Consider the following 11421-nt stretch of genomic DNA (forward strand, 5'->3'; position numbering starts at 1 on the left):
TGAGCGATGTTGCAACCAAAACGAACTAAATTTCGTAAAGTGCATAAAGGCCGTAACCGTGGCCTGTCGCAAGTAGGCGACAAGGTCAGCTTTGGTACCTATGCACTGAAATCTGTTGAGCGCGGTCAGATGACTTCGCGTCAAATCGAAGCTGCCCGTCGTGCGATGACTCGTGCGGTGAAGCGTGTTGGTAAAATCTGGATCCGCGTGTTCCCAGACAAGCCAATCACCACCAAGCCGCTGGAAGTGCGGATGGGTAGCGGTAAGGGTTCTGTTGATTACTGGGTATGCCAAATTAAACCTGGCAAAGTTCTGTATGAAATGGACGGCGTATCGGAAGAGCTTGCTCGCCATGCGTTCTCCCTGGCCGCTGCTAAGCTTCCATTTAAGACCACCTTTGTTACGCGGACGGTAATGTAATGAAAGCGAGCGAACTGAAAGCAAAAAGCGTTGAAGAGTTGAACGCTGAACTCCTGAGCTTACTGCGTGAGCAATTCAATTTGCGCATGCAGGCCAGCACAGGTCAACTGGCTCAAACTCATCTGCTGAAGAACGTACGTCGCGATATCGCGCGTGTAAAGACAATCTTGACTGAGAAGGCAGGTGCGTAATGAGTGAACAAAACACCCGTACACTGCAAGGTAAAGTGGTTAGCGACAAAATGGATAAATCCATTGTGGTAGCCATCGAACGCCAGGTGAAGCACCCTATTTATGGGAAACTCATCAAGCGCACGACCAAATTGCACGTTCATGATGAAACAAACCAGTGTAAAGCAGGCGACATCGTCATCATTCGTGAGTGTCGTCCACTGTCCAAGACCAAGTCCTGGACTCTGGTGAACGTCGTAGAATCTGCATCCTAAGCAGGGTGAAGATAGAAGCGGCCCGATAAGGGCCGCTTTTTTTATTGGATAACTACCACTTTATATAAAGTGCTGTTATAATCACGCGCCCTTCGTCTAAGAGGGGAATTTCTATTTGTATGCAGCTTGACCCGAAAGGGTTAATTAAGTGGATAACGGAGCACTAAGATGATCCAGATGCAATCTATGCTGGATGTCGCTGATAACAGCGGCGCTCGCAGCGTAATGTGTATTAAGGTCTTAGGTGGTTCTCACCGCCGCTATGCTGCAATTGGTGATGTCATCAAAGTTACTGTGAAAGAAGCAATTCCTCGCGGTAAAGTGAAAAAAGGTGACGTACTGAATGCAGTGGTGGTGCGAACGCGGAAAGGCGTACGTCGTCAGGACGGGTCATTAATCCGTTTTGATCGCAATGCAGCGGTGTTATTGAACACCAAGCTGGAACCGATCGGTACACGTATCTTCGGACCTGTGACACGTGAACTTCGTGGCGATAAGTTTATGAAGATCGTGTCTCTGGCACCAGAAGTACTGTAAGGAGTCACCATGGCAACTAAAATCCGTCGTGATGACGAGGTAATTGTTCTTGCTGGCAAGGACAAAGGTAAAACCGGCAAGGTCACCAAAGTATTGTTGGCTGAAAACCGTGTTTATGTTTCAGGCGTGAATCTGGTGAAAAAACACCAGAAACCAGTTCCTGCGTTAAACCAGGCTGGTGGCATCGTCGAGAAAGAAGCCTCGATTCACGTATCAAACGTAGCGATTGTCAATCCGAAGACCGGAAAGGCAGATCGTGTTGGTTTCCGTTTTGAAGAAGGCAAGAAAGTACGCTTCTTCAAATCGAATAATGAAGTAATCTAATTGCTATTGGAGTAATACGATGGCGAAACTGCATGAAATTTATAAAGACACCGTAGTTCCTGAACTGATGAAACAGTTCGGCTACACCAGCGTCATGCAAGTCCCTCGGATTGAAAAAATCACACTCAATATGGGTGTTGGTGAAGCAGTTGCTGATAAAAAAATTCTGGAAAACGCGGTTGCAGATTTAACTGCTATCGCCGGCCAGAAGCCGCTGATCACTAAAGCGCGCAAATCAGTTGCCGGTTTCAAAATCCGTGAAGGCTACCCTATTGGCGCAAAAGTCACTCTGCGTGGCGAGCGTATGTGGGATTTCCTGGAGCGTTTGGTATCCATTGCGATTCCACGTATCCGTGACTTCCGCGGAATTAACCCTAAGTCTTTTGACGGCCGTGGGAATTTTAGCATGGGCGTGCGTGAGCAAATCATCTTCCCAGAAGTCGACTACGACAAAGTCGACGCAGTACGTGGTTTGGATATTACCATCACCACTTCTGCAGCTTCTGATGATGAAGGCCGTGCATTGCTTTCTGCATTTAACTTCCCATTCAAGAAATAAGGTGTAGGGTTATGGCAAAAAACTCAATGAAAGCGCGTGAAGAAAAGCGTGCAAAGCTGGCAGCCAAATACGCTGAAAAGCGTCACGCACTGAAAGATCTGATTGCAAACCCAACCACGTCTGATGAAGACCGTTGGGCTGCAGTTCTGCAACTGCAATCGTTACCGCGTGATTCAAGCCCGTCCCGTCAACGTAACCGTTGCCGCGTGACTGGTCGTCCGCATGGGTACCTGCGCAAGTTCGGCATGAGCCGGATCAAAGTCCGTGAAGCGGCAATGCGCGGTGAAATTCCTGGCCTTCGCAAGGCTAGCTGGTAAGAATCACGGGAGTAACGAGCTATGAGTTTACAAGATCCAGTAGCGGATATGTTTACTCGCATCCGCAACGGCCAGTCGGCTAATAAAGTTGCGGTAAAAATGCCTTCTTCGAAGTTGAAGATTGCAATTGCGAATGTATTAAAGAGTGAAGGTTACATCGAAGATTTCGCTGTAGCACAGGATGGCAAGCCTGAGCTGGAAGTTACTTTAAAGTATTTCCAGGGCAAGCCTGTAATCGAAACCATTGATCGTGTCAGCCGTCCAGGTTTGCGTATTTACAAGAAGCGCGACGAGTTACCAAAAGTAATGGGTGGTTTGGGTGTTGCTATTGTATCAACATCCAAAGGGCTGATGACTGACCGCGCTGCGCGCAAGGTTGGGATTGGTGGCGAAATCATCGGCTACGTAGCGTAACGGAGGGGTAATCTATGTCTCGTGTAGCAAAAGCCCCCATTGCTATCCCAGCTGGTGTTCAGGTTAGCCTGAATGGCCAGACAGTAGCAGTCAAGGGTAAAAACGGCGAGTTGACAGTTGATGTCAATCCAGCGGTTGAAATTGTAATTGACGGTGATGTGGTTCGTACCACAGCACGTGAAGGTTTCGCTAACGCTATCGCACAAGCAGGTACTGCCCGCGCTCTGATCAACAACCTGGTGGCTGGTGTCACTGAAGGTTTCACGCGCAAGCTGGAACTGGTGGGTGTTGGTTACCGTGCCAAAACCGAAGGCAAAGTGCTGAACATGAACCTGGGCTTCTCACACCCGATCAACTTCGCAATTCCGGAAGGGATCACCATTGAGACGCCTAGCCAAACTGAAGTCCTTGTCAAAGGCAGCGACAAGCAGTTGGTCGGTCAGGTTGCTGCGAACATTCGTGCGTACCGTAAGCCAGAGCCATACAAAGGCAAAGGTGTTCGTTACGCTGATGAAAACGTGCGTCGCAAAGAAGCCAAGAAAAAGTAGGGTAGGAAGATGGATAAGAAACTTGCTCGTCTGCGTCGTGCCAAGCGTGTACGCAGAACTATTATCGAACAAGGGGCGAATCGCCTGGTTGTGCACCGTACGCCACGTCACATCTATGCCCAGCTGATCGCACCTAATGCTGAAGTGATTGCGGCTGCGTCCTCTGTCGAGAACAGCATCCGTGAATCTTTAAAGTACACTGGTAACGTCGATGCAGCAGCTGCTGTAGGTAAAGCTGTCGCTGAGCGTGCAGTAGCCAAAGGCGTAACCGCTTGTGCTTTTGACCGTAGCGGCTTCCGGTATCATGGTCGCGTGAAAGCTTTAGCAGACGCGGCGCGTGAAGCCGGTCTTCAGTTCTAGGAGTAGCACATGGCTAACGAAGAAGTGAAACAACAATCTGATTTGCAAGAAAAGCTGGTTGCTGTAAACCGCGTTTCCAAAGTTGTGAAAGGTGGTCGAATTTTCAGCTTCACAGCTCTGACTGTAGTCGGTGACGGCAACGGCCGTGTAGGTTACGGTTACGGCAAAGCGCGCGAAGTTCCTGCTGCCATTCAAAAGGCAATGGAAAAAGCGCGTCGTAACATGACTCAGGTAGAATTGAATGGTCATACTTTGCATCACCCAACACGTGGTGTGCATTCTGGCTCCAATGTCTACATGCAGCCGGCCTCTGAAGGTACCGGTTTGATCGCGGGTGGTGCCATGCGTGCAGTACTGGAAGTAGCAGGTGTTCAAAACATCCTGTCCAAGTGCTACGGCTCTACCAACCCAATCAACGTAGTTCGCGCCACTATCGACGCTTTGGCTTCAGTGAAGTCACCAGCTCAGGTAGCTGCTAAGCGTGGCCTGCGCGTGGACGATATTCTGGGGTAATCTGCCATGGCTAAAAAGACAGTGAAAGTAACTCAGACCAAGTCCAGTATCGGTCGTCTACCAAAGCACAAAGCTACGCTGCGTGGTTTGGGTTTACGTCGTATCGGGCATTCGGTTGAATTAGAAGACACACCAGCAGTTCGCGGCATGATCAATGCTGTGTACTACATGGTTCAAGTGGAGGAGTAAGCGATGTTTTTAAATACACTCTCTCCTGCAGCTGGCGCCAAAAAAGAGAAGAAGCGTCTGGGCCGTGGTATCGGTTCAGGCCTGGGTAAAACCGGTGGCCGTGGTCACAAAGGTTTGAAATCCCGCTCTGGCGGTTCAGTTCGTCCAGGCTTTGAAGGCGGTCAAATGCCTTTGAAACAGCGTTTGCCTAAGTTCGGCTTTACATCTCGTAAGTCGCTGGTAACTGCTGAAGTTCGTCTGCATGAACTGACAAAAGTTGAAGGTGATGTGGTTGATCTGAGCACCCTGATGGATGCGAATATCATCCCGCGCACCACCAAATTTGCCAAAGTGGTTCTGTCTGGCGAAGTGACACGTCCGTTGACTGTAAAAGGTCTACGTGTGTCCAAAGGCGCCCGCTCAGCCATTGAAGCTGCTGGTGGAAAAGTCGAAGAATAACAAAAGGATAGTACGTAATGGCTAAACCAGGTTCGGACCTAAAAAGTAAAGGCAGTTTTGGCGAGCTCAAAGCACGCTTACTGTTTGTACTTTTAGCCCTGGTCGTTTTCCGACTGGGAACCTTTGTGCCAATTCCTGGAATTGACGCCGCCGTGCTAGCTCAGTTATTCGAGCAACAACGAGGCACCATCGTTGAAATGTTCAACATGTTCAGCGGTGGTGCACTTGAGCGTGCTTCTGTGTTTGCGCTTGGCATCATGCCTTATATCTCAGCGTCCATTATCGTGCAGTTATTGACGGTGGTGCATCCGCATCTGGCGGAGCTGAAAAAAGAGGGTGAAGCCGGCAAGCGTAAAATTCAGCAATACACACGCTATGGTACTCTTGCATTGGCAACGCTGCAGTCGATTGGTATTGCTACCGGTTTGCCGAATATGATGCCTGGTCTGGTCATTAACCCGGGCTTTGCGTTCTATTTTACTGCGGTGGTTAGTTTGGTTACCGGCACCATGTTCCTGATGTGGTTGGGTGAGCAGATTACTGAGCGCGGTATAGGTAATGGTATTTCGTTGCTGATCTTTGCAGGTATCGTTGCTGGACTGCCATCTGCTGTAGGTGGCACCATCGAGCAAGCTCGACAGGGCGATTTGCACTTTTTATTACTGGTCGCGATCGTTGTGATTGTAGTGGCTATTACGACCTTTGTGGTGTTCTTTGAACGCGGACAACGGCGTATTGTGGTAAACTATGCCAAGCGTCAACAGGGCCGTCAGGTCTTTGCAGCGCAAAGCAGCCATTTGCCTTTAAAAGTCAACATGGCCGGGGTTATCCCGCCTATTTTCGCATCGAGCATCATTCTGTTCCCAGGCACGATTGCTACCTGGTTCGGCACTGGTGAAGGCATGGTCGCAAACTTCCTGCAGGAATTGGCGTTAACCTTGTCTCCGGGTCAGCCGCTGTACATGATGTTGTATGCAGCTGCCATTATTTTCTTCTGTTTCTTCTATACTGCGTTGGTATTTAACCCGCGTGATACAGCAGACAACCTGAAGAAATCCGGTGCTTTTATCCCTGGTATTCGTCCGGGTGAACAGACGTCCAGATACATTGATAAAGTAATGACTCGCCTGACATTGGCCGGTGCTTTGTACATTACCTTTATCTGTTTAGTACCCGAGTTCATGATGGTTGCATGGAATGTGCAATTTTACTTCGGCGGTACATCCTTGCTGATTATCGTTGTGGTTATTATGGACTTTATGGCACAGGTACAGACTCATTTGATGTCTCATCAATACGATTCTGTGCTTAAGAAAGCGAATCTTAAAGGCGTAGGCCGATAAGAGTTTATTGCGGAGTGAAGTCATGAAAGTACGTGCTTCCGTTAAGAAGATCTGCCGTAACTGCAAAATCATCAAGCGCAACAACGTTGTGCGCGTGATTTGCAGTGAGCCTAAGCACAAGCAACGCCAAGGCTAACAGCAGAAGCAATCCAGTGGGCTGAGCGATTGGCCCACGAATTGTTTGCAAAATAGACGCCATTTGAGTATCCTTACGGGCTTTTCAAATCGGCACCCATAAATTTTAAGTGAAGGAGAAGGTTAGTGGCCCGTATAGCTGGCATTAACATCCCCGATAATAAGCATGCGGTCATCTCGTTGACCTATGTTTATGGTATCGGTAAAACTCGCGCTCAGGCCATTTTGGCAGCAGCGGGTATCGAAGAAAGTACCAAAATCAGCGCGTTAAGCGATGCTCAATTGGATACCCTTCGTGAAGAAGTTGCAAAATACACCGTTGAAGGTGACTTGCGCCGTGAAGTAACCTTGAACATCAAGCGTTTGATGGATCTTGGTTGTTACCGTGGCTTGCGCCACCGTCGTAGTTTACCTGTTCGTGGTCAGCGCACTAAAACCAATGCGCGTACCCGTAAAGGTCCACGTAAGCCGATTAAGAAATAAGGCAGGTAACTTATGGCAAAAGCACAAGTTCGTACTCGTAAACGGGTAAAAAAGCAAGTTGCAGATGGTATGGCTCATATCCATGCTTCTTTCAACAACACCATCGTCACCATCACTGACCGCCAGGGCAATGCACTGTGCTGGGCTACTGCTGGTGGTTCAGGCTTCCGTGGCTCTCGTAAATCCACGCCTTTCGCTGCTCAGGTAGCTGCTGAGCGTGCTGGCGTTGCTGCGCAAGAATATGGTGTAAAAAACCTCGAAGTGTTTGTGAATGGTCCAGGACCAGGTCGTGAATCTGCCATCCGTGCCTTGAACGGCGCAGGTTTCCGTATCACGAATATCACCGACGTGACGCCAATCCCTCATAACGGTTGTCGTCCACCTAAAAAACGTCGCGTGTAACCATAGCGCTTCACGGATTATTGGAGAAAGAAGATGGCTAGATATTTGGGCCCTAAGCTCAAGCTAAGTCGCCGTGAAGGAACGGACCTGTTCCTGAAAAGTGGCGTGCGGGCAATTGACTCTAAATGTAACTTAACAACTGCTCCTGGTCAGCATGGTGCCCGTCGTGGCCGCTTGTCTGATTACGGTATTCAGTTGCGTGAGAAACAAAAAGTACGTCGTATGTATGGCGTGCTGGAAAAGCAGTTCCGTAATTACTACAAAGAAGCTGCTCGTTTGAAAGGTAACACCGGTGAAAACCTGCTTCAGTTGCTGGAGTCACGGTTGGACAACGTAGTGTACCGTATGGGCTTGGCCAGTACCCGTGCTGAAGCACGTCAGCTGGTCAGCCACAAAGCAATCATGGTGAATGGCCGTGTGGTTAACATCCCATCCTTCACTGTATTGCCAGAACAAGTTGTTTCTGTTCGTGAAAAAGCCAAAAAACAAGCTCGTATTGCTGCGGCAATGGAGCTGGCTGGTCAGCGCGAGAAGCCAACTTGGGTTGAAGTAGACACGACTAAGCTGGAAGGGGTATACAAGCGTCTTCCTGAGCGTTCAGATTTGTCTGCTGACATCAACGAACAGTTAATCGTCGAGCTTTACTCTAAGTAAAGCTAACCATTAAGAGAGGATACAATGCAGGGTTCTGTCACCGAATTCCTTAAGCCGAGATTAGTTGGGATCGACAAAGTCACTCCAACTCGTGCCAAAGTTACTTTGGAACCACTTGAGCGCGGTTTCGGACATACCTTGGGTAACGCACTTCGCCGTATTCTACTTTCTTCTATGCCAGGTTTTGCTGTCACTGAAGTTGAGATCGAAGGCGTACTCCATGAGTACAGTTCGAAAGAAGGGGTGCAAGAGGATATCATTGATATTCTGTTGAACCTGAAAGGCTTAGCCTTCCGCCTGGAAGACAAAGATGAAGTCACACTGACTTTGACCAAAAAAGGTGCTGGCCCTGTGACTGCTGCTGATATCCAGCACGGTGACGGTGTTGTCATTGTAAATCCTGATCACGTTATTTGCCATCTGACTGGCGATACTGAATTCAGTATGCGTCTGAAAGTTGAGCAAGGCCGTGGTTATGTGCCGGCATCAGCCCGTCTGTCCTCTGATGACGACGAGCGTCCAATTGGTCGCTTGCTGCTTGACGCCTCTTTCAGTCCTGTTGAGCGTATTGCTTACAGTGTGGAAGCGGCTCGGGTAGAGCAACGCACCGATTTGGACAAGTTGGTTATCGATATGGAAACCAATGGTACGCTCGAGCCTGAAGAGGCAATCCGTCGTGCTGCGACTATTCTGGCTGAACAGCTGGAGTTCTTCGTAGAATTGCGTGATAAGAGTGAGCCAGAAAAACGCGAAGAGAAGCCGGAGTTTGATCCGATTCTGTTGCGTCCTGTCGATGATCTCGAATTAACGGTTCGTTCTGCTAACTGTCTGAAAGCAGAGCAAATTCAGTACATCGGTGATCTGGTGCAACGTACCGAGGTTGAGCTGTTGAAAACGCCTAACCTGGGTAAGAAGTCGCTTACCGAAATCAAAGACGTACTGGCATCACGTGGTTTGTCTCTTGGCATGCGCCTTGAGAATTGGCCACCAGCCAGTCTGGTAAACAAAGACTAACCGGATCCGGTTCCTGGTTTAGTAAGAAGGAATAGGTCATGCGCCATCGTAAGAGTGGTCGTCAATTAAATCGGAACAGCAGCCATCGTCAGGCAATGTTCCGCAACATGGCAAGCTCGTTGGTGAAGCATCAAATCATCAAAACGACTTTGCCTAAAGCAAAAGAGTTACGTCGTGTTATTGAGCCTTTGATCACACTGGCTAAAAACGACAGCGTGGCAAATCGCCGTTTGGCTTTTGCCCGTACTCAGGATAAAGAAGCAGTTGGTATCTTGTTCACTGAACTTGGTCCACGCTACAACGCCCGCCCAGGTGGTTACACTCGTATTATCAAGTGTGGCTTCCGTGCCGGTGACAATGCGCCAATGTGTTACATTGAGCTTGTTGACCGTCCAGAAGTGGATATGGAAACTGTCACTGAAGAGGCTGTAGCTGAGTAAGCTGCACATTGAATAGAAAACCGGGACTTGCTCCCGGTTTTTTTTCGCTTGCGATTTGCTGGGTTATTCTTTATAACAATGTTCATAGGAATAAATTATTCGGTTTTGTGCTATGTTGGTGCGTATCTTTGCTTTATCCATCATCTTGGCTTCGTTAGCATGTACTGCTCAATCGTCCGTGCTGCCCGTGGAGATTGAATGCCGCTCTGATCATGCGGCCATCTGTGATCAGGCCGATAGCCGTTTGCTGGCAAAGATCCCGGATCAGTTCCCAATCCTGCAGCAGGTGTTGGCCAATCCCGAGCGCTATAAGGTACAGATCCAAGTCAGTCAGATTGTGCGTGATCCGCAGCAACAGCCGCATTTAATCAGCTACCGTCTTTTTGTGGATGATGAGCGTTATTTTTACCCCGCCAGTACCGTTAAACTCCCGGTTACGCTGTTGGCTCTGGAGTGGTTGCAGCAACAAGCTCAGATAGGCCTGGATAGCACTTTTCATACCTATGCCAGCCGTGATTCACAGCAAATGGTGACAGAGGATGTGATGGCGGTAGGTCATCGTCCAACATTGGCGCATTACATCTGGCAAGTGATGATGGTTAGCGACAACCCCGGCTTTAACCGAATGTATGAATTACTGGGCCAGGATTACATCAATCAGCAATTACGCAGTAAAGGCTTATCGTCTGCTACCATCAATCACCGTTTGAGTCTGCCGATGTCTGCAGCAGAGAACCGGCATTACAATCCATTGGCCTTTTTTAATGCCGAGCACGAGGTGATTTTGCAACTACCTGCCCGCTCTAGCCAGACCGAGTATCCTAATCAGCTGCAGCCGAAGCTTGGTTCGGCCTTTTACCAAAACGGCGAGTTAATCAATGAGCCGATGGGTTTTAGCGATAAGAACCGACTGTCGATTCAGGATCTATCCGGTGTAGTAGAGCGATTGATCTTCCCTGAGTTGTTTCCGCAAGAGCAGCAGTTTCATTTGGAACCAGACATGCGTGACTGGTTACTGGCTGCCATGTTGCTCTATCCATCTGAAAGCAAACAACCCGACTACGCTGCTCATGGCATTGCAGATAACCGCTACAAGTACATTAAATTTGGTGGTCAGCCGACAGAGCTACCCAGGAATCAGCGCTGGCTCAATAAGATTGGCAGTGCTTATGGTTTTTTAACCGATGCAGGATATTTCGTTGATCTTGAGCAGCAGTTGGAGTTCTTTGTCACCGCTACCATTTATGTCAATGCCAATCAAACTCTGAATGATGATACCTACGAATATCAGCAAATTGGCTTGCCATTTCACCGTGAGCTCGGTGAATACCTGTATCAACAGTTATCCAGCAAGCCTAATCAACACAAGCCGGATCTAAGCCACTGGCAGCTATTATTAGACCAATTCGTTCAATAAGTCTGCAAGGCGAGCAAAATCTGAGCGCTTAGACAGGATCATGCAAAAAAGATCTTGATCGACTTTGTCGGATCCTTATAATGCGCTCCACAGATGACGACGAGGTTACCGCCAAATCGCCATCTGCTTCGGAATGAAGCACTGCTCTTTAACAATTCGCAATCAATTATCTGTGTGGGTACTTGTGTTGATACGTGCAAACGAATAATCAGTATGAGTGACCAATGTAATTTATTAGTCAGAAAATACTGAGTCAAAACTTTAATTGAAGAGTTTGATCATGGCTCAGATTGAACGCTGGCGGCAGGCCTAACACATGCAAGTCGAGCGGTAACATGCCTTCGGGTGATGACGAGCGGCGGACGGGTGAGTAATGCTTGGGTATCTGCCCGATGGAGGGGGACAACCACTGGAAACGGTGGCTAATACCGCATAATGTCTACGGACCAAAGCGTGGGACCTTCGGGCC

At 48.7% G+C, this 11421-nt stretch carries 21 protein-coding genes and 1 rRNA gene; all 22 read left to right on the top strand.

Going from position 1 to position 11421, the window contains the following annotated elements; genetic code table 11:
- Nucleotides 1-6: 6 nt before the first annotated feature.
- A complete protein-coding gene (gene rplP, locus BLW37_RS16355) occupies nt 7-420 on the top strand; it encodes a 50S ribosomal protein L16 (RefSeq protein WP_091344857.1) in 414 nt (137 codons plus the stop codon).
- Nucleotides 420-611: a 50S ribosomal protein L29 gene (rpmC, locus tag BLW37_RS16360; protein ID WP_091344858.1), complete on the top strand. Its 192-nt coding sequence runs from the start codon at nt 420-422 to the stop codon at nt 609-611. The genes rplP and rpmC overlap by 1 nt, the downstream gene beginning before the upstream one ends.
- Complete coding sequence (rpsQ, locus tag BLW37_RS16365) at nt 611-865, top strand: 30S ribosomal protein S17 (protein ID WP_091344859.1); 255 nt, start codon at nt 611-613, stop codon at nt 863-865. Before rpmC ends, rpsQ begins: the two co-directional genes overlap by 1 nt.
- 168 nt (nt 866-1033) lie before the next feature.
- On the top strand, nt 1034-1402 hold the full coding sequence (rplN, locus tag BLW37_RS16370) for a 50S ribosomal protein L14 (protein WP_091344860.1): 369 nt from the start codon (nt 1034-1036) through the stop codon (nt 1400-1402).
- Nucleotides 1403-1411: 9 nt separating this feature from the next.
- Complete coding sequence (gene rplX / locus BLW37_RS16375; RefSeq protein ID WP_091344861.1) at nt 1412-1726, top strand: 50S ribosomal protein L24; 315 nt, start codon at nt 1412-1414, stop codon at nt 1724-1726.
- A gap of 19 nt (nt 1727-1745) precedes the next feature.
- The gene (gene rplE / locus BLW37_RS16380; RefSeq protein ID WP_091344862.1) at nt 1746-2285 is read left to right on the top strand and encodes a 50S ribosomal protein L5; all 540 of its coding nucleotides are present in this window, start codon (nt 1746-1748) and stop codon (nt 2283-2285) included.
- 11 nt (nt 2286-2296) lie between these two features.
- Nucleotides 2297-2602, top strand: a complete 306-nt coding sequence (rpsN, locus tag BLW37_RS16385; RefSeq protein ID WP_091344863.1) for a 30S ribosomal protein S14 — start codon at nt 2297-2299, stop codon at nt 2600-2602.
- Nucleotides 2603-2623: 21 nt separating this feature from the next.
- The gene (gene rpsH / locus BLW37_RS16390; RefSeq protein ID WP_091344864.1) at nt 2624-3016 is read left to right on the top strand and encodes a 30S ribosomal protein S8; all 393 of its coding nucleotides are present in this window, start codon (nt 2624-2626) and stop codon (nt 3014-3016) included.
- 14 nt (nt 3017-3030) lie between these two features.
- Nucleotides 3031-3564 carry a 50S ribosomal protein L6 gene (rplF, locus tag BLW37_RS16395; protein ID WP_091344865.1) on the top strand — a complete coding sequence of 178 codons (534 nt, stop codon included), beginning with the start codon at nt 3031-3033 and terminating at the stop codon, nt 3562-3564.
- Between the two features lie 9 nt (nt 3565-3573).
- Nucleotides 3574-3924: a 50S ribosomal protein L18 gene (gene rplR / locus BLW37_RS16400; protein ID WP_091344866.1), complete on the top strand. Its 351-nt coding sequence runs from the start codon at nt 3574-3576 to the stop codon at nt 3922-3924.
- A 9-nt stretch (nt 3925-3933) separates the two neighbouring features.
- A complete protein-coding gene (gene rpsE / locus BLW37_RS16405; protein ID WP_091344867.1) occupies nt 3934-4437 on the top strand; it encodes a 30S ribosomal protein S5 in 504 nt (167 codons plus the stop codon).
- A gap of 6 nt (nt 4438-4443) precedes the next feature.
- Nucleotides 4444-4626, top strand: a complete 183-nt coding sequence (gene rpmD / locus BLW37_RS16410; protein ID WP_091344868.1) for a 50S ribosomal protein L30 — start codon at nt 4444-4446, stop codon at nt 4624-4626.
- Nucleotides 4627-4629: 3 nt separating this feature from the next.
- Complete coding sequence (gene rplO, locus BLW37_RS16415) at nt 4630-5064, top strand: 50S ribosomal protein L15 (protein ID WP_091344869.1); 435 nt, start codon at nt 4630-4632, stop codon at nt 5062-5064.
- A gap of 17 nt (nt 5065-5081) precedes the next feature.
- The gene (secY, locus tag BLW37_RS16420) at nt 5082-6407 is read left to right on the top strand and encodes a preprotein translocase subunit SecY (RefSeq protein WP_091344870.1); all 1326 of its coding nucleotides are present in this window, start codon (nt 5082-5084) and stop codon (nt 6405-6407) included.
- A gap of 22 nt (nt 6408-6429) precedes the next feature.
- Nucleotides 6430-6543: a 50S ribosomal protein L36 gene (gene rpmJ, locus BLW37_RS16425; RefSeq protein WP_091344871.1), complete on the top strand. Its 114-nt coding sequence runs from the start codon at nt 6430-6432 to the stop codon at nt 6541-6543.
- 125 nt (nt 6544-6668) lie between these two features.
- Nucleotides 6669-7025, top strand: coding sequence for a 30S ribosomal protein S13 (rpsM, locus tag BLW37_RS16430; protein WP_091344872.1), 357 nt, complete (start codon nt 6669-6671; stop codon nt 7023-7025).
- Nucleotides 7026-7037: 12 nt separating this feature from the next.
- The gene (rpsK, locus tag BLW37_RS16435; RefSeq protein WP_091344873.1) at nt 7038-7427 is read left to right on the top strand and encodes a 30S ribosomal protein S11; all 390 of its coding nucleotides are present in this window, start codon (nt 7038-7040) and stop codon (nt 7425-7427) included.
- A 33-nt stretch (nt 7428-7460) separates the two neighbouring features.
- Nucleotides 7461-8081, top strand: a complete 621-nt coding sequence (rpsD, locus tag BLW37_RS16440; protein ID WP_091344874.1) for a 30S ribosomal protein S4 — start codon at nt 7461-7463, stop codon at nt 8079-8081.
- Nucleotides 8082-8105: 24 nt separating this feature from the next.
- Nucleotides 8106-9095 carry a DNA-directed RNA polymerase subunit alpha gene (locus BLW37_RS16445; protein ID WP_091344875.1) on the top strand — a complete coding sequence of 330 codons (990 nt, stop codon included), beginning with the start codon at nt 8106-8108 and terminating at the stop codon, nt 9093-9095.
- A gap of 38 nt (nt 9096-9133) precedes the next feature.
- Nucleotides 9134-9535, top strand: a complete 402-nt coding sequence (rplQ, locus tag BLW37_RS16450; protein WP_091344876.1) for a 50S ribosomal protein L17 — start codon at nt 9134-9136, stop codon at nt 9533-9535.
- 112 nt (nt 9536-9647) lie between these two features.
- Nucleotides 9648-10952: a serine hydrolase gene (locus tag BLW37_RS16455; protein ID WP_091344877.1), complete on the top strand. Its 1305-nt coding sequence runs from the start codon at nt 9648-9650 to the stop codon at nt 10950-10952.
- A 262-nt stretch (nt 10953-11214) separates the two neighbouring features.
- Nucleotides 11215-11421: ribosomal RNA gene (locus tag BLW37_RS16460) — 16S ribosomal RNA — on the top strand; the annotation flags it as partial.

Source organism: Alkalimonas amylolytica (assembly GCF_900107845.1).
Lineage (GTDB): Bacteria > Pseudomonadota > Gammaproteobacteria > Enterobacterales > Alteromonadaceae > Alkalimonas > Alkalimonas amylolytica.